Here is a 21600-nt window from a genome sequence, read left to right as displayed (position 1 = left end):
GTGGGGGGTCGGGGGGGGGGGTGGCCGGGGTGGGGTGGGTCGCGGTGGGCCGGGGGGGCCCCGCCCCCCCCCCCCCCACCCGCGCGGCGACCAGGGGAGGCCGCCGCCGTCCCGGTCGACGTCACCGCCGCCGGGTGGCGAACATCGACCGGTACACCGCCGTGATGACGAAGATCAGCGCGCCGACCATCGCCACCGTGATCGCGACGTTGGCCACGTCGGACACCTTGCCGCCGATGAAGTACTGCTTGATCAGGTTGGACCCGACGATCAGGACGACGTACACCCACCACGGGGCCCACCGACCGTCGTTCACCTTGCCCTCAGCCACTTGTCCTCCTTGTCGGGCGCGGGCACACCCTCAGCACAGTTCCTTGATTTTCGCGGCGCCCTCGGAGATGTCCTGGGCGTTGTCCGACAGCAGTTGCCGGGCCGCGGTCAACACCTTGGCGGTTTGCGACGACTCGTCCATGTTCCCGGCGATGTCGTCGATAACCGAAGCCAATGTCTTGGCCGATTCGCTCTTGCCGTCGGGACCCGCGGACACCCACCCGCTCGCCACGTGGCACAGCAAGGTCTTGCGACCTTCGTCGGTGTTGTCCGTCGAAGTCGGTTCGGCGGACGGTTGGCAGCCGCTCAGCGCGAAAGCCGACACCACCGCCAGTGCTACCGCCACGCTTTTCATGGTGACATCCGCTCCTCCCGGTGTGGTCGGCGGCCGGTGCGCCTGCCGTGACAACATCATCGCGAAGCGGACGCGCCCGCGGCATCGGCGGTCGGAGCGATCACGGGTCATCACTTCGGCCGATGCGAGCCGCGGTGGCGTGTGCTGTGATCGCGCGGTGCAGGCCGGACTCAGTCGCGTCGTCTCCGGGCTCCGGAAGTTGCCGGAGTGGCAGCACGACGCGCTCATCGTGATCAGCTCGTTGCTGGTCGGTTCGGTGTTGTTCGCCACCGGCCTGTACCCGTTGTTCCGGCTGGACGACAACATTCCGCTGTGGGTGCGGGTGCTGTTGTTCGGCGGCATCTGCGTGGTCGAGGCGTTCCGCCGGTTCGCGCCGGGCACGGCCCTCGCGGTGGGCACGGCGTTCCTGCTCGTGGACTGCGTCATCGGCGTCAGCACGCCCACCCTCGTCGTGTACGCCGACCTGCTCTACGCGGCCACGCTCTACGGCCCGCGCCGGCTCAGCCGCGACATGGTGCCGATCGCCGTGCTGACGTCGATCAGCACGATCACCGCGACCGTCCTGCTGGTGCCCGGCTGGCGCGCCACGGTGCTGGCCGCGTTCGCCGTGCTGCCGTTCCTGCTGATCCCGGTGTGGTGGGCGACGAACGTCCGGCAGCACCAGCGGATGGCCGAGGTGGAGCGGGCGAACGCCCGGCAGCTGGCCAAGATCGCGCAGCTGGACCGGACCGCCGCGGTCGCCGCCGAACGCGCGCACATGGCCCGTGACCTGCACGACGTGATCGCCGGGCACCTGTCCGCGATAGCCATCCAGGCCGAGGCCGCGCTGTCGTTGAAGGACGACGACCCGATGACGCGAGTGGTGCTCAAGTCCGTGCGCGAGAACAGCGTGAGCGCGTTGGACGAGATGCGTGCCATGATCAACCTGCTGCGCGCCGACGTCACCGACCCGGACGAGCCGACCGCGCCCGCGCGGCTGGCCCAGCTGTCCCGGCTCATCGAGTCGGCGCAGGCGGGCGGCATGAAGCTGGACGTGCGGGTGGAGTACGACGACACCGAGCCGTTGCCCGCCGCGGTCGACCTGACCGCGTACCGGATCGCGCAGGAGGCCCTGACCAACGCCATGAAGCACGCACCGCGCACGAACGTCGTCATGGAACTGCGCCGCACCGACACCGAGCTGGTGCTGGAAGTGGTCAACGAGCTGCGCGACGGCGGTGACGGCGGAGGGCTCGGCACGGGACTGCTGAACATGCGGGAGCGCACCGCGGCGGTCGGCGGCTCGCTCACCGCCGGGCCGTCCGACGGCGCGTGGAAGGTCCGCGCGGTGCTGCCGCTGCCCGGGGTGGAGCGGTGAGCATCAGGGTCCTGGTGGTGGACGACCACGCGGCCATCCGCGCCGGCCTCGTGCTGATCCTGGGCAACGCCGAGGGCATCGAGGTGGTCGGCGAGGCGGGTGACGGCGCGACCGCGATCAGCCAGGCGCGGGCGCTGCGGCCGGACGTGGTGCTGATGGACATCCGCATGCCCGGCCTGGACGGCATCGCCGCGACCAAGGCGCTGCACGGCGACAGCGTGGCCCAGGTGCTCGTGCTGACGACGTTCGACCTGGACGAGTACGTGTTCGCGGCGCTGCGCGCGGGCGCCGCGGGCTTCCTGCTGAAGTCCGTGGACGCGCCGCGGCTGGTGGAGGCGGTGCGGCTGGTCGCGGCGGGCGAGAACGTGCTCGGCCCGGAGATCACCCGCAAGCTGATCAAGGCCTACGCCGAGGCGCCGGTGAAGACCCAGCCGGTCGTCGACAGCCGGCTCGACCAGCTGACCGAGCGTGAGCTGGACGTCCTGCGCTGCCTCGGCCGCGGTCTGTCGAACGCCCAGATCGCGCACGAGCTGTTCATCAGCGGCGCGACGGCGAAGACCCACGTCTCCCGCATCCTGACGAAGCTGGAACTGCGCTCGCGCGTGCAGGCGGCGATCTACGCCCAGGAGAACGACCTGGTGTGACGCGGGGGACCACGCCTCGCCCTGCCGCGCCGGGCTTCACCTGGCCTCGCCGGGCCCCGTGTGGCTCCGTGAGGCCCCTGACCGGGTGAGGGCCTCCACCGGGCCTTACCAGCCGAGCGCGCCGCCGCCCGTGACGGGGATCGTCGCACCGGTCACGTACGTCGAGCCCGCGACCCAGCGCACCACCTCGGCGATCTCCTCCGGCCGCGCCAGCCGCCCCAGCGGCACCTGGTCGATCAGCGCCTGCCGCTGCTTTTCCGTCAGCACCGCGACCATGTCGGTGTCCACCGGGCCGGGCGCGACGACGTTGACCCGCACACCACGCCGCCCGTACTCCAGCGCCACCGACCGCGCGAACCCCTCCAACGCCGCCTTGGCCGCCGCGTAGTTCGCCTGACCGGGCGACCCGGCACGCGCCGACGCCGACGAGACCAGTACGATCGACCCCGCCCGCGCCTTCGCCATCGCGGGCAGCACCCGCTGCACCACCCGGAACGCGCCCAGCTGCGTCACCTCGATGATCTCCCGGTAGTGCTCCTCGGGCATCCGCGCGAGGAGCCCGTCGCGGGTCACGCCCGCGTTCAGCACGACCACCTCCGGCGCGCCCTGGTGCGCGGTGACCTCGGCGACGGCGTCGGCCACCCGGTCGGCGTCGGCCAGGTCCAGCTTTACCCCGAACACGCCCTCGACCGGCACGCCCGACCCGCGGTGCGTCCCCGCCACCCGGTCGCCCGCGCGCCGGAACTCCCGCGCCACCGCCTCGCCGATACCCCGGCTCGCGCCCACGACCAGCACCGACCGCGTCATGCGCGCACCTCCCCGAACGTGGCGAGAACGCGAAGCACTGTGCTGACCGACCCGCTCATGACGCCAGCTCCACGACCGCCTCGCCGCGCGCGACCGTGACGCCGTCGCCCCGGGTCGCCGTCACCTGGACCCGCGCGATCCCGGCCGCCACGTCGACCGACGCGACCTTCCCGCCGCACGTCACCCGCGCGCCGACCGGCGTCGGCGCGGTGAACCGGGCCTTGAACGACCGCAGCGCGCCCGCCGCCGGCCACGACGTGACCAGCCGACCCAGGTGCGCCATCACGAGCATCCCGTGCGCCACGACCCCGTCCAGCCCGCCCTGCCGCGCCGCGGCGTCGTCCAGGTGCACGGGATTGTCGTCGCCGGACGCGAGTGCGAATTCCCGAAGCCCCTCCCGGGTGATCGCGGGCACCTCGGTCACGGGCAGCCGGTCACCGACCGCGGGCGCGTTCACGCCGTCTCCCTTTCCTCGATCACGAGCACCTGCCGCAAATCCACCAGGTGTTCACCACCCCGGTGCACGGACGTCTCCTGCACGATGAACTCCAACCGCCCGCCCATCCGCCGGTAAACGTCGGCGACCACGCTCTCGAACCGCAACTCGTCACCGGCGTGCGCGTTCCCGTGATAGGTGAACGACTGCTCGGCGTGCAGCACGCGCAACGGGTCGAGCCCCATGTCGACCAACAGCTTCTCGCCACGCGCCTCGAGTTCCAACCCGAACAGCATCGTCGGCGGCAACACCAAGTCGGGATGACCGGCCGCGCGCGCCGCGTCGATGTCGACGTGCGCCGGGCCGTCCTCGCCGATGGCCCTCGCGAATGCGACGACCCGCGCCCGCGGCACCCGCAGCACAACGGGATCGAGCCGTTTCCCGACGAACCCCGGATCAATCATCGGCGAACCGTACCCGCGCGCGCCACCGCACCGCGAGGGCACGCGCGAATACCGCGACGGTTTACCGAAATCTATATTTCCGCTGTATTTTCCGGGGCTCTCACCGGTCCGCGCAGACGGCCCGTGGCACGAATGGTCGGCAGCACCTGCCCGGCGGGCGTCACGCCGGCCGCGCCGATGAACGACCGACCCGCCGACCACCGGTCGCACCGCACGGACGGCGCGGAACGACCCGGTCCACGCGCACCGGATCGTTCCGCCGGGTGTTCAGCCCGTCGCGGGAGATCCGTCGTCGGTGTCCGCGTCGGGGTACTCGTCGTGCCACCTCCACCACGAGTACGGCGGGGTCTGGGGGTAGCCCTCGGGCGAGTCCTCCCAGTCCTCCTGCCTGCCGAGCGCGGTCATGTCCAGGTAGCTGAACGTGCTGCCCAACGCCTCGTCGCCGCGTTCGTTGATGAAGTAGGTGCGGAACACGCGGTCGCCGTCGCGGATGAACGCGTTGGTGCCGTGCCACTCGTCGACGCCGAAGTCGACGTCGAACTCGTCGAGGATGGTGACCCAGGGCATCCGCCAGCCCATCCGCTCCTTCAACCGCCGGATGTCGGCCTGGGGCGCGCGCGAGGCGAGCACGAGGGTGGTGTCGCGGGCGTTGAGGTGGGAGAGGTGCCCGATCTGGTCGGCCGTCACCAGGGAGCAGCCTGGGCACGCGTGGTCGGGCCAGCCGTGCACGCCGGGCTCGAAGAACGCCCGGTAGACGATCAGCTGCCGGCGGCCCTCGAACAGGTCGAGCAGGCTCTTCCGGCCGCGCGGGGTGTCGAAGGCGTACTCCTTCTTCACCTCGAACCACGGCATCCGCCGACGGGCCGCGGCCATCGCGTCGCGTGCCCTGGTCAGCTCCTTCTCCTTCACCAGCAGCTCTTGGCGAGCTTGCTCCCACGCCGACGCGGACACGATCGGAGGGGTCTTCATCGTGAGCTCCACCTTCCACTTTCGGGTTGACGTGCTCGGGCCGCCCGCCGGGGTGGGCGGCCCGGGGCCGGGTCAGCCGGTGGGGTCGCGGTCGAGGTGGTCCTTCAGCGCGCCGAGCGGTCCGTCCCAGTCGCGTGCCAGCGCCGCCAGGTACTGCTGCGCCACCTGCATCGGGGCTGAGCGCAGGCGGAACCGCACCCGGCGCCGTTCGCCGGGCTCCGCCAGCACCAGGCCGGCGTCGGTCAGCAGGGCGAGGTGCTTCGCGATCGCCTGCCGGGTGACGGGCAGGCGATCGGCCAGGTCCGTGGCCGTGGCCGGGCCGCCCGCGGCCAGCGCCGCGAGGATGGCGCGCCGGGTCGGGTCGGACAGGGCGGTGAAGACCTGTTCGGCGACCGCTTCGACGTCGGGCGGCATCGGCGTCAGGCGGCTTCGAGGTAGTCGACCAGCTCTCCCAGCTCGCTCGTCCAGCCCTCGCTGTGCGCGTCGTGGCCCTTGCCGTGGCCGTCGTCCGGCAGCTGCGCGAACCCGCTCTCCACGACCTTGAGCCGCGTGCCGGCGCCGACCTCTTCCAGGGTGAACTCGACGTAGGTGCGGCGCGGGTCGTCCGCGGGCATGCCGAAGACCGGCCACGTGAAGGCGAACACGGTCGGCTCCTCCACCCGTTCCACCCGCAGTTCGACCGTCGGCCCGTCGGACCAGGTCACCCGCGCGGTGCCGCCCGGGCGCAGGTCGATCGTCGCCTCGTTGCCGAACCACGTGCCCAGTCCTTCGGCCGTGGTGATCGCCGCCCAGACCTTGGCCGGCGGCTGAGCGATCTCCACGACCCGCTCGATGTGATCGGGAAAACCCATGGCGGACGCCTCTCGTGAGTAGCAACCATTCGGTTGCGACTCTATCGCAACCAGTTGGTTGCGTCCATGGGAGGTCCCGATCGGGTGTCGCGGTCAGAGCCCCACGGTGAGGGCGCCGACGAGGGACAGCCGGGAGACGCCGGTGGTGGCGCAGCTGACGGGGTCGGGGTTCAGCGCGGTCAGCTGCGTCTTCGCCGGATGGGCGGCGAACGCGCCGGAGGTGATCGAGCCGAGCAGCACGATGACGATGTTCGCGCCGACCCGGCTGGACGTCCGGTTGTAGGAGTACGTGCTCGGCGCGACGGCCGGGTCGGTCCACGTGAACGTCCGCGTGCCGGCGCCCTGGTAGAACAGCGCGGTGCAGGTGTAGTCCGGCAGCGTGGCGACCTCGGTGTAGGAACCGGTGGTCGCGGAGGCGTCGGCGCAGTTGAAGAGCTGGCCCTCGACGGTGACGGTGACCGTCTTCGGCGTGTTGGTCACCGGTTCGCTGAAGGTCACCACTTCGTTGATCAGGCAGGCCTGTTCGACGGCAGCGTTCGCGGTCGGTGCCACGCCGGTCAACGTCGCCGCGGCGGCCAGGCAGACGGCGACGGCGGCCTTGCTCGCGTTCATCCGGGACCTCCCGATGTCTCGACGGCGGACACGGTGGTCATCGGCCACCGTTCGCTTTGCGTTACCAACCGTGTACCGAACGTGTGATCATGCCCCCTGCGCAGGAGCCGGTTCGCGAGTCTTTCGGGTGATATCGCGGCCGGGTTCGCATGACGGGCGGGTGGCGTGCCATCCCACTGCCGGAGGTGGCGCCATGGTCCGGGTGGGGACGTTCCTGCCTGCTCGCCCGGCCGACGGCGGCCCCGGCAACGGCGGGGTCATCCCGCCCGACGACCACGCGACCCTGATGGGGCTGCTGTCTGAACTGCCCGGTGTGGAGTTCGTGCACGGGCTGGACTTCCGGGACTCCTACATCCGCCGTGGCCGGGTCCACTGCGGTGACGTGTGCCTGAACGACCTGGACCTGTACCTCTGGTACGCCGACTTCGCGCGCAAGCCCGGCAGCTACGACCTCGACGCGTTGCTCACGGTGAAGCGCGACACCGCGGTCGTGCCCGACCCCGAGCGGATCGCGGTCGCGTTCGACAAGCACTGGTCGTACCTGGCGCTCGCCCGCGCCGGCGTCCCCGTCCCGGACAACGTGCTGGTCAGTCAGCGCAACCTGGACGCGGCGGCGCCCGTGATCGAGGAGTGGGGCCACGCCGTCCTCAAGCCGCGGCGTGGCTGCTTCGGCTGGGGAGTGCTGTTCGTCGACAACTTCACCACGCTCAGGGACGTCGTCGGCTACATCGACTCCGAGACCACCGAGGGGCGGGTCCGCGGCGTGCCGTCGTCGGGACCGGCCCGCAGCTACCTGCTCGAGCGCTTCTACCCCAACGACCCGGAGGACTGGCTGGGCGTCACCGTCGCGGAGCACGAGGTGGTGTACGGCTTCCGGAAGACCCCCGAACGCCACGTGCGGTGGAACGACTTCGCCTGGAAGGTCTACGACGCGGGACGCGGCGGCGGCGCCGTCGAACACCGGGAAGTGCCCGCCGCGCACGCCGCACTGGCGCTGCGGGCGCACCGGGCCTTCGGCCTGCCGCTGCTCGGCCTGGACGTCATCCGCCACGAAGGCGAACCGATCGTCGTGGACGTCAACACCGGTCCCGCGCTCTACCCGGACCTCTTCACGGCGGCGGGCCGGTCGCTGCCGCACGAACTGCTCCGCGTCCTCACCGCCGCGATCAGCCGGACCACCGGTCAGCCGACGGCGGCCAGCGGCATCAGGTAGACCAGCGCGTCGTCCACGCCGTTCAGGCACAGCACGTCGTGCGCCATGTCGTCGTAGAAGCCGCCGATCATGCCCAGCGACAGCCCCGACGAGGCGGCGACCAGCGCGAGGTTCTGCGCCAGGTGCCCCGCCTCCGTGAACGCCAGCCGCAGCGTCCGCAGGCCGTACACCTGCCGCAACGCGCCGACCCGCGTGTAGAGCGCCAGGATCGCCGGTGTCGTGGCCAGGTCCACCTGGGTCTCGCCGTCGCCGAAGTACATCGAGCTCGCCCGCACGTCTTCCACCGGCGGCGCGGCCGAGACGCGGACCAGCGTCCGCCGCACCTCGTCCACTTCGTACACCCCCGGCGCCAGCCCGGCGACCTGCCACGCCACCACCCGCAGCCGCGCGCTGTGCCGCGCGCCCGCGCTCGGGTACGGCCGGCGCCCGTCCGGGAGAGCGCCTTGCGCGGTCCACAGCAGGGTCGCGAGCTGCTCGGCGTCGAGCGAGCCGGACAACTCCGCGCCACGGGCGGTGCGCCGGGCCAGCAGCGCGTCGGCCAGGTCGCCGGTCGCGGGCGCGACCTCGGGCAGCGGCACGTCCGGCCACCACGGTGGCGTGGTCGGCGGCGAGTCCTCGACCACGAGCCCGCCCTGGTCCGGCACGCCCCAGTGGAACTTGCTGGCCGCCAGGTAGCGGCGGTCCGGCGCCGTCGCACCGTCCTCGCGGAACGGCGTGGGCCCGTCGGGGGCCTCGGCCGTCATCGCCACCAGCCGGCAGACCGTGCGCTCCTCCTCCGGGTCGACGCCGAGGCGGTTGCACAGCATGTGCAGCTGCGAGGCCCACGCGTAGCGCGGCAGGTCCGCCGCCCGCACCCGGTCCATCCAGTACGCCACCGCGCCCGTGGCGCCTGATCCGAGCCGGTCCCACCGGGCCGCGAGGTGGGCCGCGCGCGCCTCGTGCAGCTTCCGCGCGGCGACGTGGGAGCGCACCCCGGGCGGTGCGACGGGCTCGTGCGCCTGCCGCCACCCCGTCGCCAGGGAACGCAGCCACGACGCCGCCTCCACGCGGTCCAGCCCCAGCGCGATCGTGGTGGCCATCACCAGCTCCACGGCCGCGGTGAACCTCACCCCCGACGACCGCAGCACGGCGACCGCCACCTCGGTGCTGCGGCAGAACACGTCCTCGGCCACGGGCAGCGCCTCCGGTCCGCCGTACCGCTGGACCTCCGGCTCGTACGGCGTCTCCCGGACGTCGCCGTGCGGCAGCCAGTCGGGCGACGAGACCACCACCGGGTGGTCGGCCTCCGCCACCAGCGAGCGCAACCGGTCCGCCAGGTCGACGGTCGCGTCACGCGCGCGGACGCGCAGGTGCGGGCCCGCCTCCCAGTACCGCACGTAGAACCAGTCGGCGATCCGTCCCGCCGCGCGGTGCCCGTCCAGCTCCGGCGCGAGCACGTCGGTGATGAACGCGTCGACGTCCTGCACCGACCACGACAGCCGCACGTGCAGGCTGGTCCAGGTCATCACGCCTCCAGCGGGGTGAGGTCGTAGGTGAAGCCGGTGCCGCGCGAGCGCCCGACGAGCAGCAGGTAGAGCAGCGCGTGCGACGCGGGCGCGCCGACCATGGCCTCCAACGGGCCGTCGTCGGTGCTGCGCGCCGGCCGGCAGAACGCGCCGAAGGCCGCCGCGGCCGTGCCCACGTGCTGCGCCATGGCGCCGGCCGCGCGCAGCAGGGCGCGGTAGCCGTCCGGGCCGTCGGAGGCCACCGCGGCGGCCGGGTCGCCGGTCGTCACCAGCGCGAGGTTCATCGAGGCGACGTGGATCGTCCCGGGCGGGTGCCCGAACACCGGCCGCAACCCGGCCACCGCCGGTCCGGGCGACACCAGCCGCAGCCCGCCGTCCACGGCGTACCAGCCGTCGGCGACGCCCTCGACGTTGCGCACGGCCAGCCGGTGCCGCAGGTCGTTCCGCACGGGCGACCCGGCAGGCGGGTCGTCGAGCACTTCGACGACCGCCCGCAGCACGCTCTCGGGCAACGGCCGGGGATCGGCCGCGATGCCGCGCGGGCCCACCCCCGAACTGCGAAGCGGCACCGGAGCGGGCTCCGGCACCCCGTCGAACGTCAGCGTGACCGTCAGCCCCGAGACCCGAGCCACCAGGCCGAGCCGTGCCGCGTGCTCGACCAGCGCCGCCGCGACGTGCCCCACCTCCAACTCCGTGAGCACGTCGCCGAAGTCGCGGTAGCCGGGGGAGAGGCGGTCGCGCCGGCGGACCAGCTCGACCCGCACCGGCCCGTCGACCACCGGCGTCCCGTCGCCGACCAGCGCCCGCCGCACCGGGTCGAGCGTCCACCGCCCGTCCAGCACCAGGTCGACGGTGGCCGCGGCCCGTGCCGACGGGTACGCCCGGTGGTCGTTGTACTGGTTCCACGGCTCCCAGCGCAGCGGTGTCGCCACGTCGGCCAGCAGGCGCGCCAACGCCGGGCCGAAGCGTCCCCGCACCGCCGTCAGCGGCACGCGCGGTCCCCCCGGCGCGGCCGTGCGCGGCGATGCCCCGGGCTCGACCACCCGCCCCGGCCCGTGGGCGTACGCGGCGAGCAGCGCGTCGGCGTTCACGGGAACGGGTGGGGTAGCGGGGTACCGGCGAGGCGCAGTCGCGGCAGGCCGTGCGTGCGCCGGTTCAGCTCGCCGAACGTCATCGGCACGGCGCCGGGCACGATCACCTTCGCCGAGTGCAGGCCGAGCCGGTCGCGCACCACCGGGTCGCTCTGGTCGACCGCGATCACCTCCAGGTCCAAGGCCGCCCACTCGCGCACGTAGTGCTCCAGCAAGGCGTCCAGGTCGTCCCGCGGCACGTCCGGCACCTCCAGGTCGACCTCCGGGCCGGGCGTCAGGAAGTCGTACCGCTCGGCGGCTTCGGTCAGGCCGTTGACGTTGACGTGGTCGTCCATGGTCCGGATCAGCCGCGGTTCGCGCAGCAGGCTCCGCAGCCGGTCCACGTCGTAGTCGCCGGGCTCGACGCGGTAGCGCTTCGCGCCCGCCTCGACGTCCATCGCCACCTCGGCCGCCGCCGACCGCATCGCCGCGTCCGGGTCGAGCCCGGCCCCCGCGGCGAAGAACGCGTGCGGCTGCCGGGGGGAACGCGCCAGCGACAGCACCGACGGCACGCCCAGGTCGTTGGTGGCGTCGTAGAGCTCCAACTGGTAGCCGAGCTGTTCCAGCCGGTCCGCGATGTGCGCGGTGACGTCGTCGCGCACGCGCAGGCTCCGCAACGGCGTCCGCTGGTACCAGGCCATCAGGAACGCGTCCCGTTCGGCGACCTCGAACAACCCGTACAGCACCGCTTCGGTGAGGCTGTTGCCGGTGCCGCACCCGTTGGACGTCTCGTCCACGAACCGCGCGCCGTCGCCGTGACCCCAGTAGGCCACGTGCTCGGGCACCGCGACCGGCCGGCCGCGGGTGTACGACCAGCCGTGCACCCAGCGGGTCCGCACGTCCGGGTGGTACGGCACGACGTGCGGCGACTCGTGGTCGGGCAGGCCGAGTCGGGTCGGGTCGAGCGCGTGCTCGCCCAGCTCGGCGAACGACGCCTCCAGGACCGTGGTGACGCGCCGGGGCCGCAGGCCCGCGTGCCGTTCGACCGCTTCGTACAGCGCGACCCGTTCGGCCTCGGCGTAGTCGGCGGTGCGGCCGAACCCGGCCTGGCCGCCGCCCAGCTCGGCGCTGACCGCGGCCACGGTCAGGTCGCCGATGCGGTGCATCCCGCCGACCGGACCGTGCCGGAGGTCGAACAGCTCGCGCCGCAGCGCGTCGCCCCCGGTGAGCGGGTTCGGCCCCCGCAACGTGCCCGGCGCCACCGGGATCGGCTCGCGCACCACCGCCTCCGGCGCGTCCTCGGGCACCGGGCCGCACGTCGCGCAGCCGCCGGGCCGGGGCCGGACCCGGTGCTCGCCGACCGTCGCCAGATCGGTCCGCAACGCCAGCACCTTGTCGCGGTGGGCGTCCGGATCGGCCAGCACGCGCTCGACGAGCACCTCGATCAACGGCCGCAACGTCGAGGACGCCAAGCCACCCAACCGCATCCGCCGATCACCGCGCGGCACGGACGCGCCCAACGTGGCCAGTCTCGCGTCCTCGGCACAGCTCACGCACACGCCGTCCGACACGGGGCCGATGAGCACCAACGCCCCGTCGAACCGCACCGGCAACACCGGACCGCCCGCGCCGACGCCGTCCAGGTCGCCGATCGCGTAGTCGGCCAACTCCACCACCCGCACCGTCACCGCCCGGCCCCCGTCACCGCGAACCCCACCAACCCCGCCGCCTCCAGCACGGGTCCGAGGGGGACCGGCTTGACGTCCGCCGCGAGCGCCCTCAGGTCCTCCTGGAACGCCTCCTCGCCGTCGCGGAGCCCGTACGGCCAGTGCCAGTCGCGGTTCGTCCACGGCGCCGCGGCCCCGTCGGGCTCGACAACCGGCACCGCGCCGCAGAGCACGACGGGTTCGGCGACGCCGACCGGTGCGGCCTCGGCAGTGGTCGCGGCGGCCCTGGCCTGTGCCCGCCCGGCGGCGGCCATCGCGGCGAAGGCGACGGCGTCCGCCGGGTCCGCCTCGACCGCCCAGGACAGCTCCTCACCGCCCGCCCGCACCACCGCGCGGACCACCCGCGGGCCGAGCCTGGTCACCTCGACCTCGGCCGGCAGGGCGAACCGGAGCGTCACGGCCTTCCACCAACGCCGGGCGGTCGGGTCGGCGGCCCACTCCTCCTCGCCGACCGGTGTGCCGACGAGAGGCCGCACGGCCGTGCGCAGGGCCAACCCGAGCGCGTGCACCCGATCCGCGCCGAGCACCACACCCTCCGGCGCGAGCCCCCGTGCGGCCCGCAGCAGGGCGTCGAGCCGGGCGGCGTGCTCGGTCGTGCCGAAACCGATGGCGCCACCCGACGCGGCCAGCTTCACCGGCAACTGCGGCAGCTCACCCGGCAACGGCGTGGGCACCGGCCCCAGCTCCCGATCACCCAGGACCTCCACCAGCGCGCCGCTGGGCTCCCGCGGCCGGACCGCGGACAGCCACGGGTGGTACTCCGCGTGCAGCGGGTCGACCCGCGCGACCAGGACGGCCTGGTGCGGCGGCCCGGTCGGCGGCACGTCGCTCCACATGTCGACCACCTCGGTGGACGGGTCCGGCAGCCCGCCCAACGCGCACACGAGCCGGTGCGCCGCGGCCGACCCGACCAGCGCGGCCAACACCTCCGGCGGCGTCCCCGGCCCGCCCGCCAACCGCGCCGCCACCGCCGCCGCGTCGGCCTCGACGTCCGCGACCGCACCCGGCGCGACCACGAAGCCGACGTCGGCGGCACACCCGGCGGCGACGGCGTGCGGGCCGACGACCAGGAGCAACCCGATGCCGGGCCGGACGGGCGACACGTCCACCCCCGCGGCGACCAGCGCGCGGTGCGCGTGAGCGGCCAACACGCCCTCACCGGTCACCACGACCGTCGCCGACCGGAGCCGTCGCCACGCCTCGACCGGCGCCGGCGCGACGGATTCCAGCCAGCTCGCGATGTCCTCGGGCGGCGCGTCCCGACCCCACTGGGCAGGCACCTCCACCAGCATGTCGTGCTCGTGCAACTGCCCGATGAGCAGCTCCAACGCCCGTGCGACGGCCGGCGGCGCGTTCTCCGGCACGGCCAACGCCCCCGGCGGCACGCCCTCGGCCAGCGGACCGGCCAGGCGCTCCCAGATCGTCCACAAACCCCTGCCGCCGTCCAGGGAGAAGCTGGACCGCCACCCCCGCACGTGCAGGCCGGTCTCCGTCGGCGTCGCGTGCACGATCGGCCGCAGCCGCAGCAGGATCCCGCTCATCGGACCACCTTCGTCATCTGCGCCACGTGCTCCGACCAGTCGATCCCGGTGATCCGCTGCACCGCCCGCACGACCAGGCTCGCCGCCAGGTAGCGCTCGACGGGCGTCACGTCGCACACGGCCAGCAGTTGGTAGAGCATGTTGGTCCCGAAGCGGTAGACGGTCACCGGCCGCTGGTAGTCGGGGTGGTCGAAGTCGACCTCCCGCAACCGGTCGTGGTAGTCGCTGATCCGGTCGGTGTGGTCGCGGTGCCAGCGCCGGATCGCCTCGTCCTCGCCCATCTCCACCGCGCGTTCGCCGAGGTGCGCCGAGTACGCGGTGGGCAGTTCGCCGCGGTCGAACACCTCCTCGACCAACGCACGCGCGCCGTCCGTCCACGTCACCCACGGCGTCGCGACGGAGCCACCGGCCACCCCGCGCACGGTCTCCACCACCTGCTCGGCGTTGCGCTCCCACACCCCGTCGAACCGACCGCGCAGCACGCCGTCGGGATCGCCGTGCAGCAGGAAGCTCTCCAGGTGCGACAGGAACGAGTGGTAGCCGTTGACCAGGCCGGCCGGGAACCGGCTCGCGTGCGCCGTCATCGCCACCACGGCCAGCAGCACGCGCGACCGGCTCGTGCCGTCCACGGCCACCGCGTCCCGGATCGCGGGCACGCCCAGCCGCAGGCACCGGGTGCGCAGGTCGACCAGCACGTCGGAGAGCAGCAGTCGCCGCAGGGCCGTGAGGTCCGTCGGCTCGACGACCACGGTGTTGTCCGGGTGGATCGGCTCGTACGGCGGCGGCACGAGCTCGGCGATCCCGTTCTGCCGGGCCTGCGCGAGCAGTGCGGAGTGATCAGTCTCCACAGTGGACGGATGAGCGGCGAGGTGCGCGCGCAGCCGTGACGCGACCGCTTCGGCCGCCTCGTCCGGCCCGTCCAACCGCACCCGCACGTGCGGCCCGTGCAACCAGTGCCGCTCCACGTGCCCGGTCGCGCCGGAGCGCTCCGCCTCGGCGAGCGCGGGCAGGACGGCCTCGCGGAGCAACGGCGCCTTCACCGGGTCGTGGTAGTAGCAGACGACGTCGGTCACGAGGCCCTCCAGTACGTTTCCGCGATCAGTTCGACCACCCGGCCGCCACCGGCGCCGGGCACGGGCAGCGCCTCGGCCAGCCGCACGCCGTCCGGGAACCGCGCCAGCAGGCGCGGCAGGCAGCGCAGGTGCAGCGGGTCTCCCAGGTCGGCGTACTGCGGTTTGCCCGCCGTGAGCGCGTGCCGGTAGGCGTCGGCCGACACCGGCGCCCGGTCCGGTCCGACGAAGACGTGCTCCGGCAGCCCGTGCCGGGCGCGCAACCGGGCCACGTCCAGCGCCGCCCGTTCCTCCGCGCCGATGGACGGCGGCACGGCGAAGTCCCAGGAACGGCGCGCCAGCACGACGTCCCCGTAGGTCAGGCGACCCCGGGCGGTCACCCCGCCGTCGGTGGTGGCGGCACGCAGCCCGTCGAGGTCGACCCACCCGCAGGCGAGGTCGGAGTACAGCGGCACCTGCCGGTCCGGCAGCGCCAGCGGGATCAGGAAACCCAGGTACAGCACGTCCAGCGGGACGCCGCGGTGCGTCAGCCGCACCTCGTCGGTCACGGGGTCGTGCCGCACGTCCAGCTCGTCCGCCGCGAGGTCGGCCCACCGGGCGTCCTCGCCGACCTCGCGCGCGCCGAGCAACGGGTGCAGGTTGGCGTTGAAGCCCTGCACCGGCCGGAACTGCACGGGATCGGTGGTGTGGCGGCGCACCTGGCGGGTCACCGCGTCGCGCGCGCCGGGCAGCAGGTCGAGGAAGCGGCTGGTGAACTTGCCGAACCCGGCGTAGACGTGGTTGACGACGAGCCGGCCGTCGTGGGTCGGCTGGGCGAAGAAGCCGTACGAGCCGGTGCGCCGGGTCGCCCACGCGGGCAGCAGGTCCGCGGCGGAGGCCAGCACGTCGTCGGTGACCACGCCGTCGTGCACCTGACCGGCCAGCTTGTCGCGGGTCTCGACGACCGCGCGCACGTCCGGGTCGTCCAGGGCGTCGGTGTCCATGGACTCCTGCCACGCCTGCGACAGCGGCCCGGAGCAGTCGGCGAGGGTCGCGACGCCACCCTCCCCGAACCGCTCCACGAACCTGGTCCGGATCAGCCGGCGCAGCAGCACGTGCTGGTCGAACGCCACCAGCAGCGGCGTCAGCCGGGTCAACGCGGGCGCCGCGCCCGGCGGCACGGGCACCGGTTCGGGCAGCACCACGTCCTCGACCACCGGCGTCACGCCGGTCAGGTCCGCGCCGACCCGTTCGCCGAGCTCGCGCCAGCCGGCCGTGAGGTCCGCGAGCACGGCCGCGCGGTCCGGCGGTCCGGCGGCGGCGAACGCGGCGGTGGCCGCGGCCAGCGCGGTCAGCCGGCGGGCGGTGTCGCCGTCGGTCGGCGCCAGCCGGGAGGCCAGCGAGCCCACCGCGTCGGGGTCCTGCGGGTGGATCGGGGAGACCGGCACCAGCAGCCCGAGGTCCAGGGTCTTGGCCACGAACGCGCGTGCCGTGCGGTCCGCGTCCGGCCCGGTCAGCTTCGCCGCCAAGGCCGCCGCGATCCGGTCCACCGGCAGCCCGTCCGGACCCGCCTCCCGCACCACCTCGACCACGAACCGCAGCGGTCGGGTCGCCGCGACGTCCACTTCCTCCTCGAGGACCACCGCCGCACGCCCGACGCCCTCGACGGGGACGTCCCGGCGGAACACCAGGCGTCCGTCGCGCTCCCGCAACGCGGGCGCGAGCCGGTGCGGCAGCCCCGGTCCCAGCGCGTCGACCAACCTCGTCACGAGCAGGCGGTGCACGGCCGGGTGCGACACCGGCTCCGCCGCCGGCCACGGCCCCTCGCCCCACACGCCCCAGCCGACGTGCGTGTACCAGGACAGGGGACTGGTCTTGGACGTCGCCCGCAACGCGTACCGCAGCACGGTCGGTTCCGCCTTGCGCGCCTTGCGATCGGGCTCGCCCCGGCCGCGCGCGGTGCGGTCCAGGCCGTGCAACAGGTCCGGTCCGGTCAGCACGCTCGCCCGGCGCAGCGCGTCGGTCGCGCACACGTCCGCGAGCCACTCGCGTGACGCGGCCAGGTCGTGCGGCCACGCCGCCAGCGCCGCGTCCACCGCCCGTGCCAGCTCCTCGTGGGCCGCCAGCCACTGCGCCAGCAGCGGGACCCGTGCGGGCAAGGTGCCCCACGCCGCCGGGCGCGGGACGCGGCCGTTGTGCACGTCGCGGCGCAGCGGCAGCACGACCGCTCGGTGGAACGCGGGGGAGTGGCCGTCCGCGCTGTCGTGCAGCGCGTCGGCGAGGTCCGGCGCCAGCGCGGCGATCCGGGTCTCGGCCGCGACGACCGCGTCCAGGCTCGCCCGGAACTTCGATCCGACCGGCCGGGGGTGCGGCAGCGCGGCCACCCGGACCAGCGCGTACGGCGCGAGTTCGGTGGTGGTGCGGTCACTGGCCATCCGGTGCTCCCCGTGTGTGGGCCGGGAGCGCCCGCGCGCGGACGCCCCCGGCTCCGGCTCGACTCAGCCCAGCGTCGTCGGCAGCTGCGGCTGCTGGCAGCAGCAGCACGAGGTGCTGCTGCACGAGCACGCCGCCGCCGAGGCGCCGGTCTCCGGCAGCGCGACGGCGTCGCGCATCGCGGTCACGGCCAGGTCGCCGAGGTCGAGTTCCGAGTCGTCGAAGGTGAGGTCCATCGGTCACGTCCTTTCTGGGGGAGGTGCGGTGGGCGCCGGTCGGCGCGCCGCGTCGGTGGTGCCGGTCGACCCGCCCGGGAATGGTCCCCGGCCCCGTCGCGGCGACCGGAGCACCGCGCGCGTGGCGTTGCGGTACTCCGAATCGGGATCCTGCGGGGTCATCGGGTGCCTCTCCGCGGTGCGGGCGCCGAGCCGCACGCTTTCACCTGCCGGTATACGTCCGGTATGCGCTGCGGGGACCGATGGGTTCCGCCGGGTGGCTCCCCGCCGCCCACCCGCCGCCACGACCTACCGTGTGCGGTGACTGATAGGGGTTCGACGTGGGGAGATCCGGGGTGTCGACCTGTTCGACGTCGCTCGTGCAGCAGGAGATCGGCATCAGGCTGTTAGCCGGGCCCGCGGTGAGCGGGCCGGAGAAGACCGGGGTGGTGCCCGGAGGGGTGAAGTCGCGGACGTTGTTGGCCGCGTTGGCGTTGGACGCGGGTTCGGCCGTGTCGACCGAACGCCTGATGGACTACTTGTGGGAGTGGGAGCCGCCGCGCAGCGCGCTCAAGAACCTCCAGCTGTACGCCTCGCGGCTGCGCCGCTGCCTGGACGCCGCGAACGCGGGCTTCTCGCGCCTGCTGGTCCACGTCGGCCACGGCTACCGGCTGGACGTGCCACCCGAGGCGGTGGACGTGCTCAGCGCGGGCGGGCTGCTCCGCTGCGGCGTGGACTGCCTGCGGCGGGGCGATCCGCACGGCGCCGTCACCTCGCTGACCGCCGCGCTGTCGGGGTGGCCGGTCGACGGCCTCGCCGGGCTGGTGCCGTCCGGTCCGGCCACGGCGGTGGCGGCGTTGTGGCGGGAACGCCGGATCGCGGCCGTGGAACACCTGGCGACCGCCAAGGTCGCGCTCGGCGCGTGGGAGGAGGCGGTCGACCTCCTGGCGCCGCACGCGTCCGCCCACCCCACCCGGGAATCGTTGCAGGTACTGCTGATGCGCGCGTTGGCGCACCTGGGCGACCGCGTGGGCGCGATCGACACCTACCGCCGGCTGTGCCGGGTGCTGGACGCGGACCTGGGCATCCGGCCCGGCCGTGAGGCGCGTGCGGTGTTCGAGGGGTTGCTGAGCAACGCCTAGCGCCGGGTGCCCCCGGGCCGCGCGGTGATGGCGCCGGTGATCGTCTCCTTGATGGCTAGCGCGGCGCCGGACCGGGCCCACTCGGTGAAGTCGAACGGCCGCACGTCCAGCTCGATCAGGTCCGGGTCGTCCTCGTAGGTGTCCTCGATGCCGTCGTGCACCAGCGGGGACGACACCTCGTACAGCGGCAGCCCTTCGCCGGTGAGCAGCACCTTCTGCGGGTCGATGACGTTGGCGACGGTGCCGATGAGCACGCCGAGCGCGTAGCCCGCCTCGTCGAACACCTGCCGGGCCTGCGGGTCGCCGGCGCGGACCCGGTCGAGGGCCTCGTCGTAGGCGGGGTTGCCGGTCAGTCGCCGCAGGATCACGTGCGTGAGCAGGTAGCTGGAGATGCAGCCGCGCCGGCCGCAGCCGCACTGGGGGCCGCGCGCGTCGACCAGGGTGTGGCTGAAGTGGGGCGGCAGGCCGTGCGACCCGGCCACCAGCCTGCCGTCCACGATCAGCCCGGTGCCCACGCCCGCGCCGACGGTGATCACCGCCAGCGACCGCAGCCCCGCGCCGGGGCCGAACCAGTGCTGGGCGGCGGTGAGCGCCTGCACGTCGTTGTCCACCGCGGTGGGCACGCGGGTCGCGGCGGACACCGCCGCCTTGAGCGGGACGTCGGTCCAGCGCAGGAACTCGTCGCGGGCCACCAGGCCGTCGAGCACGATCCCGCCCAGGGTGACGCCGATGCCGGTGATGCCCGGGAACCGGCGCGCGACGGCGGCGATCTGGGCGACCACCTCGTCCGGGCCGCACGAGCGCAACGGCTCCTCGGCCGTGGCGACGGGGGTGGCGGTCAGGTCGGTGACCGTGGCGAAGAGCCGTTCGGCGGTCAGCTTCACGCCGAGGAACCGGTGGGCCGCGCCGCGCACGTGCAGCATCTCCGACGGGCGGCCGGCCGAGGCGCGCGGTCTCGTGTCGCCCTCGACCAGCAGTCCCTTCGCCACCAACGACCTGGTGACCCGGGTGAGGGTCGGCCGGGACAGGCGCAGCCGGTCGGCGATCTCGGCCCGCGACAGCGGCCCGTGGATCAGCACCTCCAGCAGGACGTCGCGCGTCACCTCGGGCAGCTTCGGCCAGGAGGAGGTGACGGAGCGGGTGGCGGCGTCGGACATCACCGCTCGAACATAGCGGCGTTCTGGGATCGCTCCCAGTCGTCGAACCATCGGATGATTACCCACCGCAATGTTGCGCTGGCCGGATCTTGACGTCTCGACCGCGTTGACCGTAGCTTGGTGGCATAAGTTCCGCTCAGAAACTAATGGCGTGGCCCATTGGGTGTCACTGAGCGAGAGCTTTCCTGGGAGCGCTCCCAGAGGCGTTGGAGCGCGGGAACGTCGACTCAATGAGGTGTCGAGGAGCCATGAGAAGCAGAATCGCCCTGATCGCAGCCGCGCTGCTGGTCGTCGCGGGCGTCGGGCTGACGGTGTTGCCGCAGGCCCAGGCCGCGGTCGGCCTGCACGTCAGCGGCAGGAAGATCGTCGAGGCCAACGGGCAGCCGTTCGTGATGCGCGGCGTCAACCACCCGCACGTCTGGTACACCGGTCGGACGAGCTCGTTCGCCGACGTGAAGGCGTTGGGCGCCAACACGGTCCGGGTCGTGCTGGGCACCGGCAAGCGGTGGGGTCCGTCGACGGACACGGCGGCCGTCATCGACCTGTGCAAGCGGAACCGGATGATCTGCGTGCTGGAGGTGCACGACACCACCGGTTACGGCGAGGAAGCCGCGGCGGCGTCGCTGGACGAGGCGGCGAACTACTGGATCAGCCAGAAGGACAACCTGGTCGGCCAGGAGGACTACGTCGTCATCAACATCGGCAACGAGCCGATCGGCAACGTCGACGCCGCGCAGTGGACCGACGCGACCACCGCCGCGATCAAGAAGCTGCGCGCCAACGGCTTCCGGCACCTGCTCATGGTCGACGGGCCGAACTGGGGCCAGGACTGGCAGTACGTGATGCGGGACAACGCCCAGAAGGTCCTCGACGCCGACAGCGCGCGCAACACCGTGCTGTCCATCCACATGTACTCGGTGTTCAACACCGCCTCCGCCATCACCGACTACCTCGACCGCTTCCAGGCCAACGGGTGGCCGCTGGTCATCGGCGAGTTCGGGTGGAGGTTCGCCGCGAACGAGGTCGACCACGAGACGATCCTGAGCGAGTCGCAGAAGCGGGGCCTCGGCTACCTGGCCTGGTCGTGGAGCGGCAACAGCGACCCGATCCTGGACATGGCCACCGACTTCGACCCGGCTCGCCTCACCACGTGGGGTCAGCGCATCTTCAACGGGGCCAACGGGATCAAGGCCACGGCGAAGGAAGCGTCGATCTTCGGCGGCACCACCACGACCACCACGACGAAGACCACTGCGACCACTACTACTACGCCGGGTGGCGGGCTCGCCTGCACCGCCACGTACACGGTCACCAACCAGTGGCCGGGCGGCTTCCAGGGCGAGGTCCGGGTCACGGCGGGCACGTCGGCGATCAAGGGCTGGACCGTCACCTGGACGTTCGCCGACGGGCAGAGGGTCACCAACGCCTGGAACGCCGCGGTGACCAGCAGCGGGTCGACCGTGACGGCCCGCAACGCGAGCTACAACGGCAGCCTCGGCGCGGGCGCGAGCGCCTCGTTCGGGTTCACGGCCTCGTCGGGCGGCGCGAACAGCGCGCCGACGGCGTCCTGCACCGCGAGCTGACCCTTCGACCTGCCGGGTGCGCGGACGTGCCCGCGCCCCCCCCCCCCCCCGGGGACGACCGGCCGCAACACAGGGGGAAGAACCCCAGAAAAAACAAAAAACACCCAACAAAAACCGGTTTTGGGGTTTGTGGAGAGGAG

22 protein-coding genes are annotated in these 21600 nt (G+C 73.4%); 5 read left to right on the top strand and 17 right to left on the bottom strand.

Features of this window, described 5'->3' with window-relative positions; all coding sequences use genetic code 11:
* Positions 1 to 121 precede the first annotated feature (121 nt).
* A complete protein-coding gene (locus ABTZ99_RS42010) occupies positions 122 to 331 on the bottom strand; it encodes a hypothetical protein (protein WP_498786506.1) in 210 nt (69 codons plus the stop codon).
* A 30-nt stretch (positions 332 to 361) separates the two neighbouring features.
* Positions 362 to 676 carry a hypothetical protein gene (locus ABTZ99_RS42005; RefSeq protein WP_499618640.1) on the bottom strand — a complete coding sequence of 105 codons (315 nt, stop codon included), beginning with the start codon at positions 674 to 676 and terminating at the stop codon, positions 362 to 364.
* Positions 677 to 842: 166 nt separating this feature from the next.
* On the opposite strand from ABTZ99_RS42005, the gene ABTZ99_RS42000 reads away from it, so the two are divergent.
* Positions 843 to 2042: a sensor histidine kinase gene (locus ABTZ99_RS42000; RefSeq protein ID WP_499618638.1), complete on the top strand. Its 1200-nt coding sequence runs from the start codon at positions 843 to 845 to the stop codon at positions 2040 to 2042.
* Complete coding sequence (locus ABTZ99_RS41995; RefSeq protein ID WP_498786500.1) at positions 2039 to 2686, top strand: response regulator; 648 nt, start codon at positions 2039 to 2041, stop codon at positions 2684 to 2686. The genes ABTZ99_RS42000 and ABTZ99_RS41995 overlap by 4 nt, the downstream gene beginning before the upstream one ends.
* 105 nt (positions 2687 to 2791) lie before the next feature.
* Here the strand turns inward: ABTZ99_RS41995 and ABTZ99_RS41990 are convergent, their stop codons facing one another.
* The 7 genes from ABTZ99_RS41990 to ABTZ99_RS41960 form a co-directional block, all read right to left on the bottom strand.
* A complete protein-coding gene (locus ABTZ99_RS41990) occupies positions 2792 to 3493 on the bottom strand; it encodes an SDR family oxidoreductase (RefSeq protein WP_499618636.1) in 702 nt (233 codons plus the stop codon).
* Between the two features lie 55 nt (positions 3494 to 3548).
* Complete coding sequence (locus ABTZ99_RS41985) at positions 3549 to 3950, bottom strand: MaoC family dehydratase (RefSeq protein WP_499618635.1); 402 nt, start codon at positions 3948 to 3950, stop codon at positions 3549 to 3551.
* A complete protein-coding gene (locus ABTZ99_RS41980) occupies positions 3947 to 4393 on the bottom strand; it encodes an FAS1-like dehydratase domain-containing protein (protein ID WP_498786494.1) in 447 nt (148 codons plus the stop codon). The genes ABTZ99_RS41985 and ABTZ99_RS41980 overlap by 4 nt, the downstream gene beginning before the upstream one ends.
* A 267-nt stretch (positions 4394 to 4660) precedes the next feature.
* A complete protein-coding gene (locus tag ABTZ99_RS41975) occupies positions 4661 to 5362 on the bottom strand; it encodes a DUF899 domain-containing protein (protein ID WP_499618633.1) in 702 nt (233 codons plus the stop codon).
* Between the two features lie 72 nt (positions 5363 to 5434).
* Complete coding sequence (locus tag ABTZ99_RS41970; RefSeq protein ID WP_499618631.1) at positions 5435 to 5776, bottom strand: metalloregulator ArsR/SmtB family transcription factor; 342 nt, start codon at positions 5774 to 5776, stop codon at positions 5435 to 5437.
* Positions 5777 to 5781: 5 nt separating this feature from the next.
* The gene (locus ABTZ99_RS41965) at positions 5782 to 6213 is read right to left on the bottom strand and encodes an SRPBCC domain-containing protein (protein ID WP_498786488.1); all 432 of its coding nucleotides are present in this window, start codon (positions 6211 to 6213) and stop codon (positions 5782 to 5784) included.
* Between the two features lie 93 nt (positions 6214 to 6306).
* Positions 6307 to 6825, bottom strand: a complete 519-nt coding sequence (locus tag ABTZ99_RS41960; RefSeq protein WP_499618629.1) for a hypothetical protein — start codon at positions 6823 to 6825, stop codon at positions 6307 to 6309.
* 193 nt (positions 6826 to 7018) lie between these two features.
* Between ABTZ99_RS41960 and ABTZ99_RS41955 the strand changes: the two genes are divergently transcribed.
* Positions 7019 to 8038 carry an ATP-grasp domain-containing protein gene (locus tag ABTZ99_RS41955; RefSeq protein ID WP_498786484.1) on the top strand — a complete coding sequence of 340 codons (1020 nt, stop codon included), beginning with the start codon at positions 7019 to 7021 and terminating at the stop codon, positions 8036 to 8038.
* Here ABTZ99_RS41955 and ABTZ99_RS41950 read toward each other — a convergent pair.
* From ABTZ99_RS41950 to ABTZ99_RS41920, 7 genes are all read right to left on the bottom strand, one after another.
* Complete coding sequence (locus ABTZ99_RS41950; RefSeq protein ID WP_499618626.1) at positions 8008 to 9543, bottom strand: thiopeptide-type bacteriocin biosynthesis protein; 1536 nt, start codon at positions 9541 to 9543, stop codon at positions 8008 to 8010. The two genes, ABTZ99_RS41955 and ABTZ99_RS41950, sit on opposite strands and share 31 nt — an antisense overlap.
* Complete coding sequence (locus ABTZ99_RS41945) at positions 9543 to 10634, bottom strand: hypothetical protein (RefSeq protein ID WP_499618625.1); 1092 nt, start codon at positions 10632 to 10634, stop codon at positions 9543 to 9545. Before ABTZ99_RS41945 ends, ABTZ99_RS41950 begins: the two co-directional genes overlap by 1 nt.
* Positions 10631 to 12301 carry a TOMM precursor leader peptide-binding protein gene (locus ABTZ99_RS41940; protein WP_499618623.1) on the bottom strand — a complete coding sequence of 557 codons (1671 nt, stop codon included), beginning with the start codon at positions 12299 to 12301 and terminating at the stop codon, positions 10631 to 10633. Before ABTZ99_RS41940 ends, ABTZ99_RS41945 begins: the two co-directional genes overlap by 4 nt.
* Positions 12298 to 13881 (bottom strand): hypothetical protein, encoded by a 1584-nt coding sequence (locus tag ABTZ99_RS41935; protein WP_499618621.1) that lies wholly within the window; start codon positions 13879 to 13881, stop codon positions 12298 to 12300. Before ABTZ99_RS41935 ends, ABTZ99_RS41940 begins: the two co-directional genes overlap by 4 nt.
* Entirely contained in the window at positions 13878 to 14954 is a 1077-nt protein-coding gene (locus ABTZ99_RS41930) for a lantibiotic dehydratase C-terminal domain-containing protein (RefSeq protein WP_499618619.1), read from the bottom strand. The genes ABTZ99_RS41935 and ABTZ99_RS41930 overlap by 4 nt, the downstream gene beginning before the upstream one ends.
* Complete coding sequence (locus tag ABTZ99_RS41925; protein ID WP_499618618.1) at positions 14951 to 17365, bottom strand: lantibiotic dehydratase; 2415 nt, start codon at positions 17363 to 17365, stop codon at positions 14951 to 14953. Before ABTZ99_RS41925 ends, ABTZ99_RS41930 begins: the two co-directional genes overlap by 4 nt.
* 63 nt (positions 17366 to 17428) lie before the next feature.
* Positions 17429 to 17599 carry a thiazolylpeptide-type bacteriocin gene (locus ABTZ99_RS41920; RefSeq protein WP_498786470.1) on the bottom strand — a complete coding sequence of 57 codons (171 nt, stop codon included), beginning with the start codon at positions 17597 to 17599 and terminating at the stop codon, positions 17429 to 17431.
* 335 nt (positions 17600 to 17934) lie between these two features.
* Here ABTZ99_RS41920 and ABTZ99_RS41915 point away from each other — a divergent pair, with 335 nt between their 5' ends.
* A complete protein-coding gene (locus ABTZ99_RS41915) occupies positions 17935 to 18720 on the top strand; it encodes an AfsR/SARP family transcriptional regulator (protein WP_499618615.1) in 786 nt (261 codons plus the stop codon).
* Here the strand turns inward: ABTZ99_RS41915 and ABTZ99_RS41910 are convergent.
* The gene (locus tag ABTZ99_RS41910; protein WP_499618643.1) at positions 18717 to 19877 is read right to left on the bottom strand and encodes an ROK family transcriptional regulator; all 1161 of its coding nucleotides are present in this window, start codon (positions 19875 to 19877) and stop codon (positions 18717 to 18719) included. The genes ABTZ99_RS41915 and ABTZ99_RS41910 overlap by 4 nt on opposite strands.
* Before the next feature lie 248 nt (positions 19878 to 20125).
* Between ABTZ99_RS41910 and ABTZ99_RS41905 the strand changes: the two genes are divergently transcribed.
* Positions 20126 to 21460: a cellulase family glycosylhydrolase gene (locus ABTZ99_RS41905; protein ID WP_499618613.1), complete on the top strand. Its 1335-nt coding sequence runs from the start codon at positions 20126 to 20128 to the stop codon at positions 21458 to 21460.
* Positions 21461 to 21600: the final 140 nt, after the last annotated feature.

The organism is Actinosynnema sp. NPDC002837 (assembly GCF_040295345.1).
Taxonomy (GTDB): Bacteria; Actinomycetota; Actinomycetes; order Mycobacteriales; family Pseudonocardiaceae; genus Actinosynnema.
This window is presented reverse-complemented; position numbering and strand designations above follow the sequence as displayed.

What these genes read in the sequence shown, in the direction of transcription:
- ABTZ99_RS41970 (WP_499618631.1), bottom strand. Translation starts at nt 5,776, where the DNA reads ATGCCGCCCGACGTCGAAGCGGTCGCCGAACAGGTCTTCACCGCCCTG.
- ABTZ99_RS41955 (WP_498786484.1), top strand. Translation starts at nt 7,019, where the DNA reads ATGGTCCGGGTGGGGACGTTCCTGCCTGCTCGCCCGGCCGACGGCGGC.
- ABTZ99_RS41965 (WP_498786488.1), bottom strand. Translation starts at nt 6,213, where the DNA reads ATGGGTTTTCCCGATCACATCGAGCGGGTCGTGGAGATCGCTCAGCCG.
- ABTZ99_RS41910 (WP_499618643.1), bottom strand. Translation starts at nt 19,877, where the DNA reads ATGTCCGACGCCGCCACCCGCTCCGTCACCTCCTCCTGGCCGAAGCTG.
- ABTZ99_RS41905 (WP_499618613.1), top strand. Translation starts at nt 20,126, where the DNA reads ATGAGAAGCAGAATCGCCCTGATCGCAGCCGCGCTGCTGGTCGTCGCG.
- ABTZ99_RS41925 (WP_499618618.1), bottom strand. Translation starts at nt 17,365, where the DNA reads ATGGCCAGTGACCGCACCACCACCGAACTCGCGCCGTACGCGCTGGTC.
- ABTZ99_RS41975 (WP_499618633.1), bottom strand. Translation starts at nt 5,362, where the DNA reads ATGAAGACCCCTCCGATCGTGTCCGCGTCGGCGTGGGAGCAAGCTCGC.
- ABTZ99_RS41960 (WP_499618629.1), bottom strand. Translation starts at nt 6,825, where the DNA reads ATGAACGCGAGCAAGGCCGCCGTCGCCGTCTGCCTGGCCGCCGCGGCG.
- ABTZ99_RS41980 (WP_498786494.1), bottom strand. Translation starts at nt 4,393, where the DNA reads ATGATTGATCCGGGGTTCGTCGGGAAACGGCTCGATCCCGTTGTGCTG.
- ABTZ99_RS41990 (WP_499618636.1), bottom strand. Translation starts at nt 3,493, where the DNA reads ATGACGCGGTCGGTGCTGGTCGTGGGCGCGAGCCGGGGTATCGGCGAG.
- ABTZ99_RS41950 (WP_499618626.1), bottom strand. Translation starts at nt 9,543, where the DNA reads ATGACCTGGACCAGCCTGCACGTGCGGCTGTCGTGGTCGGTGCAGGAC.
- ABTZ99_RS41935 (WP_499618621.1), bottom strand. Translation starts at nt 13,881, where the DNA reads ATGAGCGGGATCCTGCTGCGGCTGCGGCCGATCGTGCACGCGACGCCG.
- ABTZ99_RS41920 (WP_498786470.1), bottom strand. Translation starts at nt 17,599, where the DNA reads ATGGACCTCACCTTCGACGACTCGGAACTCGACCTCGGCGACCTGGCC.